21 protein-coding genes are annotated in these 23,501 nt (G+C 60.4%); 11 read left to right on the top strand and 10 right to left on the bottom strand.

Annotated features, from left to right (window positions below):
• Positions 1–51: 51 nt before the first annotated feature.
• From AC3IMC_RS18475 to AC3IMC_RS18490, 4 genes are all read right to left on the bottom strand, one after another.
• The gene (locus AC3IMC_RS18475) at positions 52–522 is read right to left on the bottom strand and encodes a ribose-5-phosphate isomerase (RefSeq protein ID WP_490920212.1); all 471 of its coding nucleotides are present in this window, start codon (positions 520–522) and stop codon (positions 52–54) included.
• A gap of 36 nt (positions 523–558) precedes the next feature.
• Positions 559–2,283, bottom strand: a complete 1,725-nt coding sequence (locus AC3IMC_RS18480; RefSeq protein ID WP_490920213.1) for a dihydroxyacetone kinase family protein — start codon at positions 2,281–2,283, stop codon at positions 559–561.
• 32 nt (positions 2,284–2,315) lie between these two features.
• Positions 2,316–3,620 (bottom strand): RbtT/DalT/CsbX family MFS transporter, encoded by a 1,305-nt coding sequence (locus tag AC3IMC_RS18485; RefSeq protein WP_490920214.1) that lies wholly within the window; start codon positions 3,618–3,620, stop codon positions 2,316–2,318.
• A gap of 88 nt (positions 3,621–3,708) precedes the next feature.
• Positions 3,709–4,836, bottom strand: a complete 1,128-nt coding sequence (locus AC3IMC_RS18490) for a zinc-binding dehydrogenase (RefSeq protein ID WP_490920215.1) — start codon at positions 4,834–4,836, stop codon at positions 3,709–3,711.
• Positions 4,837–4,996: 160 nt separating this feature from the next.
• On the opposite strand from AC3IMC_RS18490, the gene AC3IMC_RS18495 reads away from it, so the two are divergent.
• Positions 4,997–5,965: a sugar-binding transcriptional regulator gene (locus AC3IMC_RS18495; protein ID WP_490920216.1), complete on the top strand. Its 969-nt coding sequence runs from the start codon at positions 4,997–4,999 to the stop codon at positions 5,963–5,965.
• 276 nt (positions 5,966–6,241) lie between these two features.
• Here AC3IMC_RS18495 and AC3IMC_RS18500 read toward each other — a convergent pair whose 3' ends face one another.
• The 5 genes from AC3IMC_RS18500 to AC3IMC_RS18520 form a co-directional block, all read right to left on the bottom strand.
• Positions 6,242–7,663 carry a hypothetical protein gene (locus tag AC3IMC_RS18500; RefSeq protein ID WP_490920217.1) on the bottom strand — a complete coding sequence of 474 codons (1,422 nt, stop codon included), beginning with the start codon at positions 7,661–7,663 and terminating at the stop codon, positions 6,242–6,244.
• Complete coding sequence (locus tag AC3IMC_RS18505) at positions 7,660–8,235, bottom strand: hypothetical protein (RefSeq protein WP_490920218.1); 576 nt, start codon at positions 8,233–8,235, stop codon at positions 7,660–7,662. The genes AC3IMC_RS18500 and AC3IMC_RS18505 overlap by 4 nt, the downstream gene beginning before the upstream one ends.
• Positions 8,236–8,450: 215 nt before the next feature.
• Positions 8,451–9,035 carry a DUF2188 domain-containing protein gene (locus tag AC3IMC_RS18510; RefSeq protein ID WP_490920220.1) on the bottom strand — a complete coding sequence of 195 codons (585 nt, stop codon included), beginning with the start codon at positions 9,033–9,035 and terminating at the stop codon, positions 8,451–8,453.
• A gap of 281 nt (positions 9,036–9,316) precedes the next feature.
• Complete coding sequence (locus AC3IMC_RS18515; protein WP_490920222.1) at positions 9,317–9,937, bottom strand: recombinase family protein; 621 nt, start codon at positions 9,935–9,937, stop codon at positions 9,317–9,319.
• Between the two features lie 177 nt (positions 9,938–10,114).
• A complete protein-coding gene (locus AC3IMC_RS18520) occupies positions 10,115–10,714 on the bottom strand; it encodes a hypothetical protein (RefSeq protein ID WP_490920225.1) in 600 nt (199 codons plus the stop codon).
• A gap of 364 nt (positions 10,715–11,078) precedes the next feature.
• Here AC3IMC_RS18520 and AC3IMC_RS18525 point away from each other — a divergent pair, with 364 nt between their 5' ends.
• From AC3IMC_RS18525 to AC3IMC_RS18535, 3 genes are all read left to right on the top strand, one after another.
• Positions 11,079–12,095, top strand: coding sequence for a sugar phosphate isomerase/epimerase family protein (locus AC3IMC_RS18525; RefSeq protein WP_490920226.1), 1,017 nt, complete (start codon positions 11,079–11,081; stop codon positions 12,093–12,095).
• A gap of 872 nt (positions 12,096–12,967) precedes the next feature.
• Entirely contained in the window at positions 12,968–13,654 is a 687-nt protein-coding gene (locus AC3IMC_RS18530) for a GTP cyclohydrolase II (RefSeq protein WP_490920228.1), read from the top strand.
• A gap of 856 nt (positions 13,655–14,510) precedes the next feature.
• Positions 14,511–16,601: an amylo-alpha-1,6-glucosidase gene (locus AC3IMC_RS18535; protein ID WP_490920230.1), complete on the top strand. Its 2,091-nt coding sequence runs from the start codon at positions 14,511–14,513 to the stop codon at positions 16,599–16,601.
• Positions 16,602–16,745: 144 nt separating this feature from the next.
• Here AC3IMC_RS18535 and AC3IMC_RS18540 read toward each other — a convergent pair whose 3' ends face one another.
• On the bottom strand, positions 16,746–17,684 hold the full coding sequence (locus AC3IMC_RS18540; RefSeq protein ID WP_490920231.1) for a sugar-binding transcriptional regulator: 939 nt from the start codon (positions 17,682–17,684) through the stop codon (positions 16,746–16,748).
• A gap of 270 nt (positions 17,685–17,954) precedes the next feature.
• On the opposite strand from AC3IMC_RS18540, the gene xylB reads away from it, so the two are divergent.
• From xylB to AC3IMC_RS18575, 7 genes are all read left to right on the top strand, one after another.
• Positions 17,955–19,421 carry a xylulokinase gene (gene xylB / locus AC3IMC_RS18545; RefSeq protein WP_490920233.1) on the top strand — a complete coding sequence of 489 codons (1,467 nt, stop codon included), beginning with the start codon at positions 17,955–17,957 and terminating at the stop codon, positions 19,419–19,421.
• Positions 19,418–20,080 (top strand): beta/alpha barrel domain-containing protein, encoded by a 663-nt coding sequence (locus AC3IMC_RS18550; RefSeq protein ID WP_490920234.1) that lies wholly within the window; start codon positions 19,418–19,420, stop codon positions 20,078–20,080. The genes xylB and AC3IMC_RS18550 overlap by 4 nt, the downstream gene beginning before the upstream one ends.
• 5 nt (positions 20,081–20,085) lie before the next feature.
• On the top strand, positions 20,086–20,634 hold the full coding sequence (locus tag AC3IMC_RS18555; protein WP_490920235.1) for an SIS domain-containing protein: 549 nt from the start codon (positions 20,086–20,088) through the stop codon (positions 20,632–20,634).
• Positions 20,635–20,692: 58 nt separating this feature from the next.
• Complete coding sequence (locus AC3IMC_RS18560; protein ID WP_490920236.1) at positions 20,693–21,127, top strand: universal stress protein; 435 nt, start codon at positions 20,693–20,695, stop codon at positions 21,125–21,127.
• Between the two features lie 168 nt (positions 21,128–21,295).
• Positions 21,296–21,961, top strand: a complete 666-nt coding sequence (locus AC3IMC_RS18565) for an SIS domain-containing protein (RefSeq protein WP_490920238.1) — start codon at positions 21,296–21,298, stop codon at positions 21,959–21,961.
• A 174-nt stretch (positions 21,962–22,135) separates the two neighbouring features.
• Complete coding sequence (locus AC3IMC_RS18570) at positions 22,136–22,336, top strand: hypothetical protein (protein ID WP_490920240.1); 201 nt, start codon at positions 22,136–22,138, stop codon at positions 22,334–22,336.
• Positions 22,337–22,418: 82 nt separating this feature from the next.
• Entirely contained in the window at positions 22,419–23,465 is a 1,047-nt protein-coding gene (locus AC3IMC_RS18575; RefSeq protein ID WP_490920242.1) for an ABC transporter permease, read from the top strand.
• Positions 23,466–23,501 lie beyond the last annotated feature (36 nt).

A 23,501-nucleotide genomic window follows, 5' to 3' on the forward strand; every position in this document is an offset into this window, starting at 1 on the left:
ATTGAGCTGCTGACAATTCCGGGCGCCTCCCGAGCAAGCGGCCCGCCAGGGCTAGGCCGACCTTGGTTCCTCATAGCCGCAGATCGCTGCAACCTTGTCCGCCGAGGCGCTGCCTTCATCGAAGGTGTATCCCAGCCATTCCCCGGCCAGCCGGCGGGCAAGCTCGAGGCCGATCACGCGTTGGCCCATACAGAGGATTTGTGCGTTGTTGCTCAGCACCGAGCGCTCCACCGAGAAGGAATCGTGGGCCGTAACGGCGCGGACACCCTTGATCTTGTTCGCGGCGATTGCCACACCGAGTCCGGTGCCGCACACCAGGAGTGCCCGATCCGCTGCGCCGTCGGCCACCATGCGTGCTGCCTCGACGGCGATGTGCGGGTAGGCGGTGTGACCATCAGCGCCCACGCCTACATCGAGGACCTCAGCCACGAGGTCGTTGGTGGCAAGGTCCTGCTTCAGGGCTTCCTTGTATTCGTAGCCTGCGTCGTCGCAGCCGACGACAATTCGAAGTTTCTTAGTCACGAAGATGATGTTCCTTAAGTGAAGGGATGCTGGGTTTCAGGAAGCCGCGGCTTTGATGCGGAATTCGGCCAGGCCGCTGGCCAAAAGGGCGAAGGAGGTTGCGCCTGCATCGGGCGTGCCGATGGACTTCTCCGCCAGCGGACGGGCGCGGCCCAGTTTGGGGCTTAGGGCGGCGGTATCGGCGGCCTTCTTGACGGCGACTGTGGCGGCGGCTTGCCAGGCATCTCGGAGTTCCAGTCCCTGATTGACGCCGGACTTCAGTTCAGCAATGAATGGCAGCAGTGCGTCCACCAACGTCTTATCCCCGATGGTCGCCCGGCCGAGGTCCAGGATGGCGCCGGAGAAGGCTTCGGCTGCTGCCACAAGGTCGGCGTCCGAGTAGACGTCCCGTGTGTCGGCCAGCGATTGGCCTGCCGATTCAAGTGCCGCTCCCCACAGGACTCCGGAAGTACCCCCGGCATGTTCTGCCCAGCTTTGACCGGCCGACTGTAGGAGCCAGGCGATGCCGGCTCCGCCGGTAAAGGCAGTTTGCGCAGCGGCAAGCGCGGCGTTAACGCCTTTGACCATGCCACGGCCATGGTCGCCGTCGCCGGCGACAGCATCGATCTCACCGAGTCTGGCTTCGTTCCGGTGCAGGATCTGCGCCATGAGGTTCAGTGCATCAACTGCTGCGTCAGCGAGCGTGCGGGCTGCGGGGCTGGCTGCCGGGATCACTGCGGCCTCCCGGGCCTCCCCGGCAACGCCCGGTGTGGACCCCTGGATTGCGGCAATCGGCGCGCGTTGTTTGCGGAACGCCGGCGTGTAGGCATCGGCGGTCCAGAAGGCTTCCAGTTCGTCGTCCAGCCATGTCAGGGTGAGGGAAACACCACCCATGTCCAGGCTTGTGACCAGTTCACCGACTTCAGGTTCAACAACTTCGAGGCCGGCGTGCCTGAGCAGCCCTGCCACTGTTCCCCAGAGCAGGAAGAGTTCCTCGTACTTGGTAGTGCCCAGGCCGTTGAGGATTGGAGCCACGCGTTTGCCCGCGCCCTGCGGGGCGGCCTTCAGGAGAGAGTCCACCATGAGCTTGGCTAGTTCGTCCGCACGGGGCATCGCCTCGTCGCGGATGCCAGGCTCACCGTGGATGCCTAGGCCCAGACCCAATTGGCCCTCGGGGACTGTGAACAGGGGACGTTCCGCACCGGGCATGGTGCATCCGGAGAATGCGACACCGATGGTCCGGGTTGCAGCATTTGCCTGCCGTCCTGCCCGCTCGACGCCGTCGATGTCCAGTCCGGCAGCGGCGGCAGCGCCCAACACCTTGAAGACAGTGAAGTCGCCCGCGATCCCACGTCGCTTGTCCTCTTCAGCGGCGGAAGCGATGTCATCGGTAACCACCACGATCCGGACGTCGATACCTTCCTTGCGCAGGCGTTCGGCGGCGATCCCGAAATTCATGTTGTCCCCGGCGTAGTTGCCGAAAGTCAGGATGACGCCCCGTCCTTGGTGGGCGGCCTTTGCCACGGAGTAGACCTGGGCCGCGGAGGGGGATGTGAAGACGTTGCCGACGACGGCGCCTGTGGCGAAGCCTTGTCCGACAAGGCCTGCAAAGGCCGGATAGTGTCCCGAGCCGCCGCCGACAACCACTGCCACCTGCGGGTCACCTGACCTCAGCGCCACTGCCCCGCCGGGTACACCGCGCAGGCGGTCTGAGTAGAGGTCGAGGAAGCCAGTGAACTGGTCTTCGGCGAATTCAGCGGGATCGTTGAAAATCCTGGTCATGGTTGTTGCTCCAAAAGCTCGATGTCTATTGTTTAGTGGTGCCGGAATCCGGCTGTGTCGGCCGGAACCTTCAGGAAGGCGGTTAGGACGAAAGCCACGCCGTACAGGGCCACGAATGCCCACACCACGCCGACGTTTCCTCCCCACGGAAGAACAGCTGCGACGACGGCCGCACCGAGGAACGCAGCCCCGCCTGCGGCGGTGGTGTACATGGCCATCGCTGCACCCTTATGGGCGGGAGTCAGGGCCGGCATGATGGCACCCATAGGGACAAAGCCGGCCAGCATGATGCCAAACGCCACGCCCGCCAGGACCGACAGCCAGTAGCCCCACTCCGAGCCTGGTTCCACCAGGTGGGGAACGTACCACCAGGCCAGCAGCCCGGCGGCTGAACCCACGACGCCGAACCAGCGGACGGTGCGCTGCCAGCCCCACTTGTCGCCAATGGCGCCAAACAGCGCATTGAAGGCGATGTTGGACGCGTAAACGATGACGGTCATCATCAACCACTGGGTCTGTGACCATCCAAGGCTGCCCCCGATCACGCCGGGCAAGATCACGAACATCCCGTACTGGGGTGCAGTATTGATAAGCCGCACGATGAAGCCCATGAGAATCCTGGGTTCACGTGCGAGGAGGCGGATACCTCCGGAAAGAACTGCCGCCGTCGATTCCCCTGCCGGGGCAAGCCGCTGGGTGCCCCGTTCTTCCCTGACACCCAACCAAGCAATGAGGAAACCGGCCGTCACCAGAACGATCGAAGCAGCCATGGTCAAGAATTCCCCGGTACGGCCGCCGCCAAAAACCGGGATGAAAGTCAGGGCAAACAACGAACCAAAGGTCGGCAGGCCTCCGGTGAACATCACGTAGAACCAGCCCACCGCAGTACCGTTGCTCTTCCGCGGTGCCACCGTGTTGATCCACACGAGGAACGCGAACGCGAAGAGAGGGTAGCCGAGTCCGCGCAGAAAGTAGCTGGCCATGATGCCAGCCGTGAAACCGGCGTTCAGACTTACCAGGAATAGCACCTCAAAGACGACCCAGGTCGCGAAGCCAAGCGCCATGACGCGCCGCGGACCGATCAGGTCAGAAAGGGCGCCGGACAGATAGGAGGCGAGCGTGACTGCCACGCCGTACATAGCGATGATAGTCGGGGCCAGCATGGCCTGGCTGCCCAGGGCGTAAGCCATGTGGGGAGCGATGAAGTTTGACTCGACACCGTTGCCGGTCATGAAAATCAGAACTCCAAGGAACCCCCAGCGGAGTGAGTGCGGGATGCCGATCCTGTCCAACAGTCTTTCGCGGGAAACGACAGCGGGCGTGGCATATGTAGTCATGGGTAAACGCCTTTGTTTTGGGTGTGCTTGCCTTCCGCAAGCCTGCAACGGAGCCCGGGAAGGGCAGGTGACTTAGGAAGTGCAGGGTCTAACGTGCGGAACCCGGCAAGATGGAGACCTTGACTGAGGCGCCCGCCGTGTCTCCGACAAGATCCAGCGCGTCCTGGAACCTGTCGAGAGGGAACTGGTCGGTGCAGATCTCATCCATCGGCAAGATTCCGGATTCAATCATCTTGATGGCGGCCGGCCAGCAATGGGGTCCAAGGTGCGCTCCACGGACGTCGAGTTCCTTGTCGTCGCTGATAATGGACCAATCGACGGAGACATCGGATCCGAAAACAGAGTATTCAACGTAGGTTCCCAGCTTGCGCAGCAGGTTCAGGCCCTGTCCGACGGCTGACGGATGCCCGGTGCCTTCGATATAGACGTCCGCACCGTAGCCTTCTGTCATGTCCTTGACGATCTGGACTGCGTCCTCTCGGCCCACGTTGATCACGACGTCGGCACCACACTTGCGGGCAAGAGCCAGTTTGTCGTCTGACATGTCGAGGGCCACTACTTTGAGAGGGCTCTTGGCTTTGGCACCTGCGATCATCCCCAACCCGATGGGACCGCACCCGGCGATTACCACGACATCGCCGAACTGAATGTCGGCTCGTTCCACCGCATGCAGGGAGCATGACAGCGGCTCGGCGAATGCAGCATGCTGCGGGGCAAGGTCCTTGGAAACCCTATGGGTGCGGGCGTTCCGGGGGACCACGAGGTATTCGGCCATGGCGCCGTTGTAGTTACGGAAGCCGAACATGTCGTGTGGTCCGCACATCCAGTACTGCCCGCGCTTGCAGTAACGGCATTCCTCGCAGGGAACGATTTGCTCGCAGGCGATCCGGTCGCCGAGGCTGAGATTATGGTGGGCAAGTGCTGCTTTGCTGCCGCTGACGATCGTTCCCACGAACTCGTGCCCGGGCGTAACTTCCTTCTGCGCCCAGGCGGGCCGGTTTTCGTCTCCCCAGAACTTTGCTGCCCCGTGATAGCACTTGAGGTCGCTGGCGCAAACCCCAACTGCCTCGACTTTCATGAGCAGCTCATCCTCAGCGGGAACCGGCGTATCCACCGTTTCAAGGGTGTAGTTCTCCGGACCGTGACAGATGACTGCCTGCATCACCGCCGGTACGCCGCTACCAGTTTCAGTTGCTTCCGTATAGGTCACTGACATGACCGCCTCCTAGGGATCGTGTGACGTGCGTCTAATAAAAGTCCAGTGTGGAAGCTCGCTGCACAAATGTCAAAAACAAAATTTCACAAGTGATCCCGCTGTGAAATTTTGTTCAGTGATCGGATATTATCTAGGTAACTGACCAACGAAGGGACCATGTATGGGGAACACCACTGACGACCCAGCGGGCTTCAGCGGGAAATTCCCGCTGGACACTCTCTATGACGCAGCACGTATGTACTACGTCGAAGACGTCAACCAGGTGACGATCGCCGAGAAACTGAACGTTTCGAGGTCAACTGTGAGCCGGCTTTTGGCTGAGGCGCGGCGCATCGGCATCGTTCAAATCGAGGTGACTAATCCGGCAGTCACAGCCTCCAATACCCTTGGCAAGGATCTTGCAGCCGCACTTTCCCTGCAGCAGGTCTATCTAGCTGAGGGCGACCAGTCCCGGCGCCTACGCGTAGGGCTCTTGCCCCTCGTGGCAGAGGCCGTGACCGATATGGCCTTGGCGCCAGGGGACGTGCTGTTGGCCTCATCCGGTCGGACAATCTATGAATTGAGCCAGGCAGTCCTACCAAAACTTCCAGGCGTCATCGTGGCACCCAGCGTTGGCGGTCAGACCGAGCCGGAACCCTGGTACCAGACCAACGAAATTGCGCGGGCAATGGCCGAACACACCGGTGCGCACCCCGCCTTCCTCTGGACCCAGGCCTTGCCTTCCCCAGAAATGCACCAATTCCTGCAACGGGACCCGGACTTCCAGCGGATCCACCGCCTGTGGGAATCGGCCAAGGGGGCACTTCTCGGGGTGGGCGCCGCTCCCACGACCCGCAGCTCCATATCGCGCTTCATCCCGAAGGACGATGACTCTTTATCGCGTGCTGTAGGGGATGTGTGTCTGAATTTCTTCGACATCCGGGGCAAGCGAGTGGACTTCCCCGGCAGTGACCGGATTATCTCTACGTCCCCGGAAATTCTGCGCGGTATCCCGCATACGGTCGGGGTCGCGGTGGGTGCCGGAAAAGCCAGCAGCATTGTCGGTGCCGCCCGGGCGGGCTTTTTCGGAAAGCTCATTACAGATACTCACACAGCGGACGCAGTCCTCGATTACCTCGAAGGTTCTTGACCTGTTCATTCCCCACCACCGCTGTCCCCTTAGCAAACAGAAGACGTCCAGCACGCCAATACTGTTTTCGCTCAGAAGTCCGGATCGGCACCGTACGTGGATTGTGGCATGTCCGGGAACCTCCGACCTTCTTATTCGGATCCCGGACCCTCCGGTCCAAAGTCTCGCAACTTTTCCACTCCTGCTACCAAACGCCGATAATGGTGATTCTGTAAAGCTGAACTGCGCGCAGGTCAATTTGCGTAGCCAAGGAACGAAGCCCCCAGTTACCGCCTATCAATCACCTTGAGACGCAGACTCGTCTTCTCGTTCTTCAAGCCCCAAAGCGGCCTCAACGAGTCCGCGGCCGCGCAAACGACCGAACCCAAGTACATCTAGGCCCACTTGCGTGAGCGCCGATAGCTCTACTGGACTTGAGGACGCCGCTATTGATCCCGCGAAGTCAACTTCGACGTTAGCCTCGGAATCGTCAGTCGCTGTAGGAATCGCCAACTGGATCGTATTAACGAAATAGTCATCGGAAACAGAACCGATTACGGCTTCAACATCAGCGTTGATGTCCCGACTTTGCCGGGCTTCTATGGTTAGCGATCGTTCAATGCCAGCAAGACTGACGGAGCGCACGCTGTAATTGGCCAATTGATCTGTAAGAGCGTCCCATCGCGGAATAGAAGAGCCCGGACGACTCCTAAGTTTGTGCCCACTGAAGCTGACCCTCACGCGCTCCTCGCCCATGCCCAAGCCCAGCGTTCCTCCGTCAACAGTCCAAGCTGGCCGCTCCTGGAAAGTGCCGTCGGGTGCTGGCGTGTTCAAGCCCAAATAGGCCCTCCGAGCCGACCATTGCCTGGCGTTTGCGCTGACTAAAGCTGTCAGATCGAACCCCTCAAGCACATTGGAAATGCTTTCCAGTTGCTCAAATGTCATCATGGCCCCCAAACGCTTCCAAAAGTTGGGGCTCTCCGGAACATGATCTTGCTTAAGAATCCATGGAAGGATATTCCTAATTTCCTCGGTCGACATGCGCCCGCTTAGTTCACCCAAGTCAGACTGTTCGAACCCGCCCTGGGCCTCTGCTTGAACCCACTGCACCAGAACCGCGGTCCGTTCCATCCTTAGGACGGCATCCTCGAAGAACTTTGTCCTAATGAGGTCGGTGACGCTGGCCTCATTAGCTAGGGGAGTGTCTCCAACAAGTTCCTCAGCCACTGCTTCGTCGACAAGCCCTCGGGCACCACTCAAGAAATTGGCCTGAACTGCCGCTGACAGAGGATTGGAAGAGTGCCGTTCAGCCGATATTTCTTGCACGGCCGACATATCGGTCACCAGTGTATGCGTCGTGCCTTCCGTTGCGGCGGCAAGTGTTTGGGGGCTCAACACAAAATCCGGCTCCTCGAATGTTTTCTGTTCATCGAGGGACATAAAAATGGGATCACCCGTCCGCAGCTGCTTAGGCTCATCGGCGGCAATAATCGCGGCATAAGACGAGCGGATAAAGATGTCACGCTTTCTCTTTTGACCCGGCCAGGAAAGAACGAAGTCAGGAATAGCGCTATGATTGAAATAAAGAGTATCTTCGATAGTACCTCCTTCACGCATACTCTCGAGGTGCTGACGTACCGCGTCCTTAACGCGTGAGGCATACTCCTCGCGCACATATTCGCCGCGTATTTCACGCAATCTGTCCACAAGAGTTGTCATAGCGTTTCAACCTTTCGCTTAAGGACGGGACGAATCTCTTCCAACTCATCCCGCGTAAGACTTAACTCCTCTTGCTTCGGATTGAAGACAAGAACTGTGATCCGAGCGGCAACTTCGGAGAGAAGGTTGATGTCAATGGGATGGCCATCGAGAACCTCGGGATGCTGCTCAAGTGCCAACTGCATGTGGCCTACCGTCTCAAGCTTGGTCCAGTTGTCCAGGTTAAAAGGGTGAAAGGTTACCCAATAGAAGCGAGGCTCCCTCGTGGACTGATACTCCACAATCTCTTTTGCAGTGTGAGCATAGGCAATCGCAAGAAATTTCATAAATTCCTTGTACTGTCCCCCGGCAGTTTTGTATTTCTTGGATTCAACAATTACGGGCCACTTTTTCCCGGTCAGCATGTAACCCACCAAGTCAAATTGCTTCTTGCCAGTGAAGGTGTCGACCATGCAGTCGATCTTGTTGTTGTACGCGTCGAAGGGAAGCTCTATATGGGTCGTGGCCTCGAGCCAACGTTTCAGGGTCGCGGCCCCTCGGCGACCGATTTCTTGGACTTCCTCAGCAGGCATAGGTAAATCTAATCACGAGACTAAGAGGGGATAGCTCCAGCGCCGCCGCTTCATCACCTAGCGCGCAATGAAACGGGCGAAAATGGATCTGCGCTGCCTCATCTTCGGCTTGTCCTGCAATGCGTTAGCCGGTAGTAACGACGGATAAGTGGTGCCACCACGCCCTGGACCGAGGAACTTGAGGTCCCTGCGGCTGCCGCAGGGACCTCGACTTTTTATCCAGGTGTATTCCGGGGATCGTTACCAGGGGCAATTGTGTCCTTGGCCCTGATCTTGTTGTCCTTACCGTGGATGTTTAGTTCGCCGCCCCCAGAACGGGACAGATAACCACGTGCAGCGTCGATGGCCGCAGACTGTGTGTCGTGAACCGAAGAAGCCCGGGACGAACCTTCGCGCTCGGCTTTCCAGCCGTCTTCGCCCGGAACAACGTGGTAGGAATTTCGTTCAGCCATGTTAATCACCCCCAGACTTTTGCTGATGGATGCAAGGTACCAAACGGGACCGACAATTCGGCCCCTTGGGTCCCCACACCAGCAAAAACCACCACTGCAGTAGTTGGGCCGAAAGGGTCGATAACGGACGTACCGTAACGCTGGGGGAGGGGAGCGCTGCTTCGAGGTCCCCCGGGAAAGTAGGAGCGACTGCGGTACACCGGGACTGCATTCAGTTAAGCCCGCGCAGCGGAAATGGCGAAACTCCGGCCAAATAGCGGTTGGCCGGAGTTCCACCCACATCTTGCAGGCTGGACCTTCAAGCAAGCTGGGAACACGACGAACGGCCTTCACGGGATGAACGACCATCGTGGACGTTGAGTCCGCTTTGTCCGGCGTTCTCTATTCAGGGTCGGGCCGGCCGTCTACCATCGAGCCATGACGGTCAGGCTTGATGCCGATGGTGCTGCATATTCCGATGCGGACTGCTTCAGATGTGAATTTGCGGGACCGCATTGGGCTGGGCGGCGGGGCTGCAGCGATGTGTTCACATGTCGTCGATGCTTCGCTGTTTTCACTGACCCCGAGACGCATTCAACAGCCGCTTCGCCCGGTTCCGACACAATGGCTGATTAACGACCTGTAGTAGGTCATTGCTGGTTGCCCGCTGCCGCGGCAGAAGCCGTCGTACTGGCGGAGGCGACCCGGGCTGGAGCTGCCTGCCGGAGGTACTGATAGACGGTCTCCCTGCTGATCCCGTAATCCCGGGCCAGAACAACTTTCGGGACTCCGCTGCCGGCGCGCCGGATCAGCTCAGCTGCCCGTTCCGGAGTAAGGGTCTTCTTCCGCCCTTTGTAAGCGCCGCGTTGCTGGGCCAAGGCGATGCCCTCGCGCTGCCGTTCCTTGATCAGTGACCGTTCAAATTCAGCGAAGGCACCCATGACGGAGAGCATGAGGTTAGCGATGGGGGAGTCCTCACCAGTGAAGACGAGCTGTTCCTTGAGGAACTCCACCCGCACCCCTCGCCGGGTAAGGCCCTGGACGAGGGCGCGCAGATCATCCAGGTTCCGGGCCAGCCGGTCCATGCTGTGCACAACCACGGTGTCCCCGTCGCGAACGAACCGCAGCAGCTCAGTCAGCTGCGGTCTGGCGGTGTCCCGGCCGGAAGCCTTGTCCCTGAAAATTCTGTCCAGGACGTGGCCCTCGAGCTGGCGCAGTTCGTTTTGGTCCAGTGTGCTCACGCGCACGTAGCCGATCCGCTGACCTTTCACGGCCGCCTCCAACCCCTTTGATGTGGTGAGTTCGAGTGTCAGTGCCGCCCGCAGGAACGTCAAGCACCGCGGCCAGGAAAACTGCTCCGGAACAGCCGTCGAGGGCCGTTGACCGGCGCAGCCGGCCCTTATCCGAGTACTAAAAAGACCGGTTGGCTCCGGGGGGAGCTGCACGCCTCACGTTTGTGCAGTTGTTTGCCCAGCACGTGTCTCCCAGCGTTTTTGCGCTCCCTGGCGGCTGATTCCCAACGCCCGTCCGATCTTGTCCCAGGAGACACCCGCGGCTCTGGCGGCTGCGACTGCATCCTCGAGCTGGGCTTCAAGGTCCTTCAGGGTCTGGCTCAGGGTGCCGATGGTGTGCAGTGATGCGTCCGGGGCGACATGGCGGTGCCACACCTCCAGGAACACTGGCTCCAGGTCCTCCCGGTCGCTGATGTCAGCGGCATCAGCGCTGTCAGGCGGACCGGCGTAAATTCGGCCCGCGGCGATGTCCTCGTCGGCGGGGTCCCAGACCCGGGTCCACAACGGGTCCAGGATGGCGTGTTCGCGGAACGGGACGCAACTGCAGGCAACTTTCCATCCGACCACCTGGGACGGCGGCCGCCACGCGTCCCTGCCCGGATCGCTGTCGTGACTGACCGGCCGGCCGTCGGGCGTCATCAGGGTGATCTGCATGTACCTGCCACCCGAGCCGTACATGCCGTCTGCGAACACGGACACGACGTAGCCTTCGTGGTCGCTGCCCTCGGTAAACCAGCCCATCGTGTTTCCCTTCATCGACGGTCGATTGCTACAGTGACAATTATGAGCGCTGGCAACTGTGGTTGACAAGCTTGGTAGCAATAGCAACTTTAGTTGACATAACGTCCATTATCGGCTTTCTAAAGCAGGCGGGGGAGAACCATAAAAAGGGGCAGTTCTACGGATGGCGGAGGTTGTGCTGCGAAGGTCCGCAGTTTCCCGACGTAGCTTCGGCTGCGACCTCTTCTGAAAGCGCGAGCTGGAGTATTGACAGGACAAAGCTGCTCCGATCTAATTAGAGCGCTCCAACTTGCTCGCGGCTTCCTGGCCGATAAGGCTGAGGGGCATTGCTGAGTGGTGTTCTAGCCCCGTATAGGGGCTCTAATACAAGGGAGTAAGCATGAAGCTTGGCGTCTACAACGCGATCCTGCACGACCGGCCCCTCCATGAGGCGCTAAAGGTGGTTGCGGAGCTGGGCCTGACGGGCATCGAGATCAACACCGGTGGATTCCTGCCTCCAGTCCACGTGCCCAACATTGACGAGATCCTGGAGAGCGACGCGGCACGGGACGAGTTCCTGGCCCTTTTCGAAGGTACTGGCGTGTGGATCGCCGGCCTAAACTGCAACGGCAACCCCCTGCACCCCAACCCGGAAATCGGCGAAAAGCACGCCGAGGACATCCGCCGCTCCATCCGGCTCGCTCACCGCCTCGGCCAGGACCGCGTCGTCACCATGTCCGGCCTGCCCGGAGGCGAACCCGGCGCCACGGTGCCCAACTGGATCGTCAACGCCTGGAACTCGGCGGCCTTGGACGTCCTGGACTACCAGTGGGAGATCGCGGCCGCGTTCTGGAAGGACATCGACCAGTTGGCCCGCGAACTGGACGTCAAAGTGGCCCTGGAGCTGCATCCCCAGAACCTGGTCTTCAATACCGCCGACGTCCGCAAACTCATGGCACTGACCGGCGCCACGCATGTCGGCGTGGAATTGGACGCCTCGCACCTGTTCTGGCAGCAGATGGACCCGGTGGCCGTGGTCCGTGAACTCGGACCGCTGGTGTTCCAGGCCGCCGCGAAAGACGTCCGGATCAACAAGGACAACGCGGCACTGTACGGCGTGCTGGACAACAGCTTCCGCCGGCTCTCCCCGGACGAGGACCGCACCAACCTTGGCGGCGACGAATGGGTCAACGAATGGCCCAAGAACTCTGCCTGGGACTTCGTGGCACTGGGACGCGGCCATGACACCGCCTTCTGGACGGAGTTCCTCCGGGCGCTGCACGAGGTCGACCCGGAAATGCTGGTGAATATCGAGCACGAGGACGTTTCACTAGGCCGGATTGAAGGGCTGGAAGTGGCGGCCAAGGTCCTTCGGGACGCCGATGCAGCCCTCGAGGCCTCGCTCGTCAGCCTTTAGTGGCCTGCGGCTGATAGCTCACACCCTGCGCCTGCCGTTACTAGACGAAATCACCATTATCGGCGCTTGACACACACAATGCTGACGGTGGAACAGCAAATGAGACTGGTACTTCTCGGTAAACCGGGCCCTCCGGGACCCGAACCAGCACAAGAACCAGAATGTCCCCCAACGATGCAGCCAACCAGTCCCAGGGCCACACCCGCCGCCCGCGAAGCACTGCCCCAAAACAGGTGCCCGTTTGATCCCGACCCCTGCTACACACCCCTGCGCATGACTGAACCGGTGGCCCGTGTGACCACCCCCAGCGGTCTGGATGTCTGGCTGGCCAGCGGGTACGACAGTTCTTCGCACCTCCTGGGTGATCCTGAATCCTGGGGCGGGCACCCCTCCCCCGGGAGTGCTTTTGCGCTCCGACGGCGACCGGCACGCAAAGTTCCGGCTCCGGCTGGCCCGGGAATTCATGATTAAACGCATCACCCGTATGGAACCGTTTATTGGGCACGCGTCGACACCGAAGGTCAGGCTCTCGAGTCATCGACCGCAATTGAGATCTGGACGCCCCGCGCAGAGAACCGTACAAGATGACGTCCTAAGGGAAAAAACGTTCGGTCGTACCGTTGTATTTCTGGATGCAGCTCTTGACCGTTCGATACTTCGACCTTAAAGTGCATTCATGGTGAAGGACCTGGTTCGTGAGGTGCGTTCGATTCCTCGAACGACCAGAACCCCGGTGCCATCCAGAATCCGTTATGGATCGGTACTTCATTGGGCTGCAGATACAGAACGAACGTTAGCCACCAGGTCTGCCGCACTTACGCCCCCATCGTCCCGAGCTCGCCGTTCTGTACCGATTGCGCTGAGGATCTGAAATGACTGTTGTGTCCGACAAACAAGTTACCGCCGCTATCGGGGCTGCTACTGTGCGCAGGCGGGTCACCGTCCCCCTGCACTTCGCCGACGGCTTCACTGTCGACGCAGAAGTGCTGACCTTCCATGGTCTGGTCGACGGGAAGGAACACCTGCTGTTTGCCTTCGGAGAGTGGGAAGAGAGGTTGCGCCCCGATCCGTCGGCGTCAGGAGGGCAGGTACATTCGGCCCCGCTCGTCCGGCTGCACAGTGAATGCCTCACCGGGGACGTTTTCGGAAGCCAGCGCTGCGATTGCGGTCCGCAACTGCGGGAAGGGGTAGAGGAGATCGCTGCCAGCGGCGGCTTTCTGCTGTACCTGCGCCAGGAAGGCAGGGGCATTGGTTTGTACTCAAAGCTCGATGCTTATGCGCTGCAGGACGGCGGCTTGGATACCTACGAGGCCAACGTTGCGCTGGGCCACGGTGAGGATGAGCGCGACTATACGGCTGCCGCCCAAATGCTGGCGGCACTCGGTGCCACATCGGTCCGTCTGCTGAGCAACAACCCTGACAAAACCGCTCAACTGACTGCCCTTGGCATTGATGTCACCGCGCAGATCCCCACCGGTGTGCACCTGTCCCCGTCAAACCATCGCTACCTTGCTGCCAAGCGGAACCACACCGCACACACACTCAGCCTCCCCCTCTAGCCTCTCCACAGAATCTCGGCCGGTGAAATCCTGCGCCGTAATCGCCGTGCAAGCCGGCCGCCTGTCGATAGAGCCACCAGAAGCATGCGGCCCGAATGCGATGCGAGCACCGGACCTCAGGATGGCTCCGTACCGTCTGAGGACTGAACTTTGCTATCGCCAAGGCGAGGCAACAACCCTCGGAATCGCACAGCCAGGACTATGCCGCACGGGCCGCGGTTTGTCCGTTAAGTTAGCTTGTGGCCGATGGAAGAACGCCGCGAGCAACAGGGCAGGCAGGTGCTGTCGTTTCGACTGCCTGCTTCGCAGGGAACGATCCAGCTAAGTGTGCAACTATGACCGAGCCTTCATGCCCTGTCTCATGGCCCTGTTCGGCCGCGACTCGTTGTGAGCCTCCTAGATGGCGCTCCGGTCGACGCATCCCTTGCTCTGGGCACGTTGAAGACACTTGCCGACCGGTAAGGCATAGTGTGGTGGACGCTGGGGGGGAAGAATCGGCAAGGTCCGGCACAAGTTCAGTTCTGACGCAGTATTTGCTTTCCCTGGATGCGCAACCACTGAAAGACCGGCATCAATTGCCGATGTCGCAGGAAAGTGGGGACTTTTCCTTGCACGCTCACTGCCCGGGTATTCCGCCGGAAGTTCTGCATGGCGCACTCTCTTCGAGTTCTGGCGTGGAAGAGCAGGAAAGCGTAACGTCAGTCGCAATAAGTGCGCGATGGCAAGCAGCGTGACCACAAGGCTAAGGCCTGATGGCTTGCCTTCCTGAGGAGCCGATGATGGCTGGTTGGAATGCCGACACGGCGGCGGGGCCTTTGGGTGCCGGCGCCGCCACATTGGTGGAGGGATCATCCTTTTGTATCTCCTTGCCGAACGGGATATTGATTCTGAGTATCCGCATGGCCTTTTCGTCCAGGACACACGGATTCTGTCCAGCTGGACACTCACCGTTGACGACCAGTCCGTGGAGTCACTGGGGGCGGAGACGAAGGAGCCGTACAGGGGGCTGTTTGTCGGCAGGGTTTCCCGCTCAGGCGGGTACACAGACAGCCCACTCATAGTGGAGAGGCTCCGCGAGGTCGGAGTCGGCATTCAGGAAGAGATCACCGTTCGCAATTACTCGCTGAAGGTGGTCGAGTGTGTTGTCTCCCTGAAGGCTGGGGCGGATTTCGCCGACCTCTTCGAGGTGAAGGACGCACGAATCGTGCGTCGCTGGGATGAGACTCGCCTTTTGGACGGCTATATGCTCACAATCAGAGGCGTTTGGCGCGATTTCCGAAGGAGCGTCTCGATATCTGCCCCAGGAGCCACCATTACTCCGGAAGCACTCACCTATAGGGTGTCCATCCCCCCGCACAGCTATTGGAAAACAGTTATTACCGTCTGGCCCAGCACGGAGGAAGCTGCAGCAATTTCTGCATTCGTCCACTCTGGGGATGATTTGTCGCCCCGGGACCGCCGCCGTCAGGAGTGGGTAAGGAAGATTCCTGTGGTGCAGATGGGAAATCGTTCCATCGAACGGACTTTGCGGCGCAGTTATGACGACCTGGGCGCGTTGCGTATTGAGGATCCGAACCATCCGGAGCGGGTGGTTGTGGCTGCCGGCGCCCCTTGGTTCATGACCTTGTTTGGCCGCGACTCGTTGTGGGCATCCGAAATGGCGCTTCCGGTGGACCCCTCTCTTGCCCTAGGCACATTGGAGACACTTGCCGACAGGCAAGGGACTGTCGTGGACCCCGTGAGCGAGGAGGAACCGGGCAAGATCCTGCACGAAGTCAGGCTCGACGTCTCTAGCGGGCTTTCCCTGGGTGGAAAATCCACCTACTACGGTAGCGTGGATGCCACACCCCTGTTCGTGATGCTGCTGGGGGCGGTCAGCCGCTGGGGGTTCGAGAAGGACGCCATCACGGCGCTGTTTCCCCACGCTGACCGTGCTTTGGATTGGATAGGTGAGTACGGAGACAAGGACGGCGACGGATTTGTTGAGTATGAGCGACTCAACCCCGAAGGCCTGATTAATCAGGGCTGGAAGGACTCCTGGGACGGAATCAACTTCGCTGACGGCACGCTGGCGGAGCCTCCAATCGCTCTTTGCGAGGTGCAGGGATATGTCTACACCGCCTTTATGGCACGTGCATGGATGGCCTACGACGCCGGGGACATCGCGTTGGCGGAGGAGCTCGCTGATCGAGCGGCCCGATTGAAGAAACGGTTCAACGAACAATTCTGGATGCCTGAACATGGGTACTATGCCGTTGCGCTGGACGGTAAGAAACGCCAAGTCGACGCCTGCGCCTCTAACATGGGCCACTGTCTTTGGGTTGGCATCGTGGAAGAGGATAAGGCGCCGCTCGTTGCCGCTCGCCTGATGTCCCCGGAGATGTTCAGCGGGTGGGGCGTTCGTACGCTGGCCACGAATATGGGTGCGTACAACCCGGCTAGCTACCACAACGGCTCAGTTTGGCCTCACGACAACGCCATCATCGCCGCCGGCCTGTTGCGCTACGGCTTCGTTGCGGAGGCACAGCGGATCGCGAAGGCCCTATTCGAGGCGGCGGAGTACTCCGACGGCCGGCTGCCGGAGCTGTTTTGCGGGTTCAGTCGGGAGCAACTTGGCAAGCCCATTCCGTATCCGACGGCCTGTTCTCCGCAGGCTTGGGCCGCAACTACTCCAATCCAATTGGTGACGAGCCTCATGGGGTATGACACCCATGTTTCCCGTCGTGGGGTCTGGATGGATCCTGTACTCCCCCAGTCCTTTGGTGATGTGCATATCACCAATGCGCCCCTTGCAGGCGATCGGATCACGATCGATATTGCCGATTCCATTCCTTCAGTTCAGGGTCTGCCCGAAGGAATCGATTTCCACCATGGTCACAGGCCATGGATGAGTGAGCTCATGGACGAAGCCAAACTGAACCCGAGGTTCCAGCGCAATAACATCTGACTGTGGCATAGGGAACGGGAGGTGGGGCGGAGGAGCCCTCATCGTCTCGTTTAGATCAATCAGCTGTCGGCCGCCGAGCAGTTCATTGGCAGCGGCGCTGTCTGTCACGAGGGCCCCGAGTCCAGCGGCCATGACAGAGGTTCTTTACGGAAGTCGCATCAGTGCCTTCGCCAGTGACCGGTCGGTAACGAGGGTTGTGCCCAGCTGAGCGCGGATTGCGGCCCGGATGGCGCCTGCCTTGTTTGCTCCAGCCGCGACCAGGATCAGCTCGGGAATCTTCCTCATGCCCTCGTAATCGAGGGCATTGGTCCGGTCGTCGAGGTCTGTGACGATCGCACCATCCTTCCGGACCAAGGTGGCCAGGATTTCCGCGGCAACGCCGCGCTTGGTCAAGGACGCCCGCACATCCGCCGGCAGCGCGTCGCGCATCTGGGACTCCGGGGGATCCCAACTGCCCACGGCAACAGCGGCAACAGTGATCTTCTCAAAAAGGCGCCGGGCAGATTCCACGCCCGGCTGACGGCGCAAGCCTGCCGCCGTCGCTGCATCCGGAACCACCAGCGGGACGAACATCGGGTAAGCCCTGCCGCCACCGACCTCGCTGACGCGGCGCACCAGCTCAAGCGAGTTCTCGCTGACCGACCCCGCCATGCCTCCCAGCTGCACCACGGGACAGGGGGCGAGGTGGGTCAGTTCTGTGGCCATGGCGCTCATGGTCCGGCCCCAGCCAATGCCCAGAACATCCTTCTCGGTGACAAGGTCGCTGATCAGCTTGGCTGCTGCCGCTCCGACCCTGCGACGGAGCCGGGAGGGATCTGATTCATCCTCGGGCGCGTCCACGACAACCACCTGGCGGTAGCCGTAGCGCTTTCTCACCATTTCCGAAAGCTCAATGTTCAGGGCCAGGGGCGCGCTGATGACAAACCGGACAATCTTCTGCTCGACCGCGATCTCCAACAGGCGTGCCACCCGGAACCGCGAAATTCCCAAGTCCGCGGCGATCTTCACCTTGGACTCCCCATCGATATAGAAACGCTGGGCTACGGTTGCCGCGAGGATCCCTTCCCCCGAGCTAACAGTCATCTCCATCTCCTCAGTTCCGGACGTCCCAACTGTTCCACACCGGCGTGGTTCCATTTGAGCCGTGCGCTCATTTGAGATTCTTCATTGTCAGGTGAGAGGTCTATACGAATACTAGAGGAGTGTGGCGCATGCCGCATTCTGAGCTACGCGGGCAGGGGTGCCCGCTATACGGGACGTCGCAGCACCTGACCAGGCACGAAATGGAATGCATCCGGCCACGGACAGATCACGGAGTTGCGGGACGTCTCGATTTTTGGAAAGGACCCTCTCGTGCCGTTGGTAGCCGGAGTTGATTCATCCACTCAATCCACGAAAGTTGTCCTTTGCGACCTTGATTCGGGACAAGTCGTCGGCACGGGTGCAGCACCTCATCCCCCGACCTCTCCCCCGCTCAGTGAACAACACCCGTCATCCTGGTGGGAAGCCACCCTCATCGCGTGGCGAAGGGCCCTCGAAGCAGCCGGGGCCGGCCCTGCCGCTGTCGCCGCCATCTCCGTCGCTGCCCAGTGCCACGGGCTAGTGGCGCTGGACAGCTCCGGTGCGGTCTTGCGCCCTGCGAAGCTGTGGAACGATACGACCACGGCCCCCGAAATGGAGTGGCTGCGGACTGCACTGCCAGCGGAAGAGTGGGCCAGGCGCACAGGATCTGTTCCAACTGCTGCCTTCACCGTCTCGAAACTGCTGTGGCTCAAAAAGGCAGAGCCGGAAAACTTCAAGAGTCTCGCCCAGATCCTACTTCCGCACGACTGGCTGACTTTCCAACTCTCAGGCCAGTACACCACCGACAGGTCTGAAGCCAGCGGAACGGGCTACTACAACGCGGAACGCAACTGCTACGACCGCGAGATCCTGACGCTGATCGATGAGAACATGTCCTGGGGAGAACTCCTCCCCCGTGTGCTGGGCCCCTCGGAACCGGTGGGCACCGTATCACCGTTCGCAGCCGAGGCACTCGGCGTCCGGCCAGACACTGTGATCGCCCCCGGAGCTGGCGACCAGCACGCCAGTGCCCTGGGCCTCGGCGCCCACCGTGGTGACCGTGTCCTCTCCCTAGGGACATCAGGGGTGATCTATACCGTCAGCGACGTCCCCGTCCACGACGACGAAGGCATCGTGGACGGCGTGGCCGACGCAGCTGGCGGCTACCTGCCCCTTGTCTCCACACTTAATGCCGCCAGAGTGACTGACACCTTTGCCCGGATCCTCGGCGTCGACCACCACGAAATGTCACGGCTCGCGCTGTCTGCTTCATCTGTGGACGTCCCCGTCCTGGCAGCCTTCCTGGACGGCGAAAGGAAACCCAACCTCCCCGACGCCACGGGAACCCTGACCGGTATCCGCACCGACGTCACCCGTGAACAGATCGCCCGCGCCGCAATAGAGGGAGTGGTTTTCGGGCTCAAGCGCGGGAGCGAACACCTGGACAGGGTAGGCGCGCCATCCGGAGGCAAGGTCATCCTGACCGGTGGAGCGGCCCGCTCCGAGGCCTACCGGCAGCTGACAGCAGATGCATTCGATTCGCCCGTTTACACTTCAGCCAGCATCGAATCAGTTGCAGTAGGCGCTGCAATGCAGGCCGCCGCGTGCTTCAAGAACATCGAGGTCCAGCAGATCCGGGATGCCTGGGCCCCCACACCGGAGCCCCGGGCCGAACCCAAAGACCCTGAGGGAAGTAGAAGCGCCTTTGACCGCTACAAGGCAGCCGCGGAATGGCGTGGAGCGGACCGGCAATCGTGAACACCGGACTCGAAGACAAAGCCCGGCGCGCCGGCATCGACCTGTCCGGGAGTGTCATCGCCGTCCCCGGGCACCGAAGGGACAGCCTCACCGAACGCTTGCTTCATGCCGGTCACTGGGTCCATGCCGATATGATCGCCGGGAGCTTCCTGGGCCAACAGGGCGTCACCACGGAGGAAATGGTGCGGCTGGCATCAGCAGCGGGCCCACGTCTGGACGCGCATCTCATGGTCGACAACCTAAATGAAGTGATTATTGATCTGCCGCAAGGCATCGGCCGAATTACTATCCAATTCCCCCGCACAGCAGCCATCGAAGAAGCTGTGGCACTGGCACGATCCAAAACGCACTCCGTCTGGATAGCCCTCGACAGCCCTACCCCGGCCGAGCTCCAGCAGGCACTGCAGTGCAGCCCCGATGGGCTGTTGGTCATGCTGACCCCGCCGGGCATGCCCGGCCACTCAGCGGACCTCCAAAGGCTCACCCGCATCCATGCCTCGTCCGACCCCTTACCACCCCTTGGCGTAGACGGTGGCGTCAATGGGACAAATTTGGATCTCCTCAGGGAGTTAGGAGTCACCTACGCGGTCGTCGGCCGAGCCCTTGCCGGAGGAATGTGTGCCTCCACCCGGCCAACCCACTTCGCCCACAGGAAGTAACTGCTATGCCCCCACCGTTACCTGCAGAAGCAGCCACATGGAAAACCGTCAACGAGGAAGTAAGTCTCGTTCTAGACGATATCGACCCAGGCGAATTCCACAGCCTTTGCCAACTTTTCCGCGAAAAGAACCGGCGATGGTTCTTCACTGGGCAAGGCAGGTCTGGTCTCGTCGCGGAAATGGCTGCGATGCGAGTCATGCACCTAGGTTTCGAGACGCATGTCCTCGGTGAATCCACAGCACCATCGGTGCGAGCAGGGGACGGGCTCTTCATCATCTCCAACTCCGGGACAACCCCCGTCAGCGCCTCCTTCGCCAAGATTGCGCGCTCCCAAGGCGCAACTGTGGCCCTTCTGACTGCCAACCAAAGCAGCACTCTTGTCGACCTGGCAGACAAAGTCCTCACCCTGCCCAGACACGATTCCAAACAATTCGGAGGGAGTCTCTTCGAACAGGCAGCACTGCTTGCCTTCGACGCCGTAATCCTGCAGGTCACTGCCGACGATCCCGAATCCTACGAACACATGTCCCACCGCCACACAAACATGCAGTGAAGCTCCACGGCTCTGGAACCCGCTGCACTAAACACGTGACTAAGCACAGGAGGCACACATGAACGACATCATCGTTATCGGAGTCGACGGCAGCGCTACGGCACATAAAGCCGCGGAATCAGCCAGAGATTTGGCGATTGCACTTAATGCATCGCTCCATGTCGTCACAGCCTTTCGAGGCGGTGACGAAGAAGTTTTCGGTACCGGCCGCGATCAAGTGGTTGTGTCCGCGCCCGATACAGCCGAACATCTGGCCCGGACAGCCGCAGAAGCACTTGGACAGCGCATCACCGTGACCTTCGCCGCTCTCTACGGCAACCCGGCCGATGTTCTCATCGAGGAGGCACGCAGGGTGAAGGCAAGCATCATCGTGGTGGGAAACCGCAGAATGCACGGCATTGGACGGGTCTTGGGCAGTGTGGCAAACAGCGTTGCCCATAACGCCCACTGCGACGTGTATATCGCGAACACCAATGCTGATTCATACCTTTGACAATCAATAGCGGCAGGAGGCAGGTCAAGTCCGGAGCAACAAGGCCTAAATGTGGCCAGTTCTGGCTGTGACCCACCAAAATGCGCTCAAATGAGCATTTTCGTTGACGAATGTGCAACCCCAAACCATACTGCTTTTAGATGAACTTTTGAGAGGCGTGTCACACAAATGAGTAGTTCGGGTGTTCAGGCAGTAGTTGAAGCGGCGAAGTCTTTCGTTGCCGCTGAAGCGGCCGCTGTGGGCGACATTGCGGATCAAATTGATGAGATATTTGTCCGCGTTGTGGCGTTGATCCTCAACACCCCAGGCAAGGTTGTTGTTACTGGCGCTGGAACCAGCGGTTTCATCGCCCGCCGCACTGCCCACCTGTTGTCTGTATCTGGAACGCCGGCCTACTTTCTGAACCCTACGGATGCACTTCACGGCTCGATGGGGTCCTTACGCTCAAGCGACGTCATGATTGCACTGTCCAAGGGCGGTACGTCCGAAGAAGTCAATGAACTAGTGCATCGGGTCCGTGGCGAAGGAGTGCACGTCATCGCCATTACTTGCCGGGGAGGGTCCCCCCTGGCTGCAGCGGCGGACCTGTCAGTTATTCTGCGAGAGTTTCCCGCAGCCGATCCTGGCAGCCTGATTGCTATGGGCAGCACCCTTGCCCACAGTGCCTGGCTGGATGCCTTGGCCGTTGTCTTGATGCGGGCGAAGCAATACTCGTGGGAGAAGGTGCAGTACACCCATCCCGGGGGGGCCGTGGGAAAAATGGGATCGCTTCCTGCTGCAATGGAGCCCTTGGCCGTTCCGGTGCTCGGACTGGACGAACCGGCCGCGCAATGAGAGCCGTCGCCGGTGTGGGCTCGTCCCCCCACTCAACCACAGCCACACTGCGGGGCTCAGATACCCGCAACGTTCTCGGCGCTGGCCGGAGCCCTCATCCTATGACGGTCCCTCCGCCCAGCGGGCAGAAGTCTTCTGACTGGTGGAAGGTTCTGCCGATGGGAAGTGTCAGTAGTGAAAGAGCCCGAAAGCGCCGCCGCCAGCGTGGCGACCAAGGCGACAGCAACTCTACTTGACGAGAGCATCACCAACGTCCTGCACCAGCGGTTCCCGGAGACCACGTTCATGGCCGGGCACTTTAGTATCACGCACACCGGACAAGTCCGGCCCGGATACAAGGCTGTCCGTGGCCGACTGACAGGGCCGCGGACGTAGATGACGTCTTAAGCTGACGCAAAATCATGCCCCCTGCCCTATTAAACGCATCAACCTAAATCTCCAGAACAGAGAGGTTCTCATGAACAAGAGACGCATCCCCGAAGAACTCGGGATCTTCGGCGTCCTAATCGCCGTCATCGTGGTACTCAGCCTGCTGTCACCGACGTTCCGCACCTTCGATAACGCACTGGTCCTTCTGGTCAACGGCACTGTCATCGCATTTCTTGCGTTGGGCCAGACCTTCGTCCTCCTTACCGGCGGCATCGACCTGTCGACCGGCGCCAATGTAGCTATGACCGGCGTCCTGTCCGCGCTGCTGATGCAGTCCGGTCTGCCCTGGCCTTTAGCGGCCATCATGGCGGTCGGCGCCGGAACAGTACTGGGCGTAGTCAACGGCATGCTGGTCCACTATCTGCGGATCCCCGCCTTCATCGCCACGTTCTCCACCCAGGGCGTCGCATTGGCCATCCCCCTCATCATCACGGGAGCTAACTCCGTGTCCGTTTCCGATGTCGGATTCTCCTGGATCGGGCAAGGCCGAGTCGCCGGGATCCCGCTGCCCGTCATCCTGCTTCTCATCACGGCGCTTGTTGCTGCCAGCTATCTGCGCATGACGCGCCCGGGCGTCCACATCTACGCCATGGGCGGCAACAAAGCCGCCGCGCGGCTGGCCGGCGTAAACGTCCCCCGCACAACAATCCTCGTCTACGCCGTCAGCGGCTTCTGCGCCGGAATGGGCGGAATCATCGCGACCTCCCGGCTGATGGTCGGCTTCCCAGCAACCGGCACAGGAAACGAACTTTTCTACTCCATCGCCGCGGCCGTCGTAGGCGGTATCTCCCTCTTTGGCGGAGTGGGAACCGTGCTGGGCGCGATGATCGGAGCCGTCCTCATCGCCGTCGTAAGCAACGGCATGAACGTGCTCAACGTCCAAAGCTACTGGCAATCACTGGTCATCGGGCTGATCATCCTCGTCGGAGTTTCCTTCGACACCTACCGGCGGTCCAGAGCCCGAAAACCATCGGCCCTCCGCAAGGGAACCGAAACGCAGAGTACTAAAACGCCTTCTGTCCCGCCCGCAACCCCTGCCGGCACGCCAGGCACAGCTCCCTCTTCCCTGACCTAAACCCGAGGCCGCAGCCTGCGGCCCTTGAAAGGAATG

This window comes from Arthrobacter sp. E70 (genome assembly GCF_058266945.1).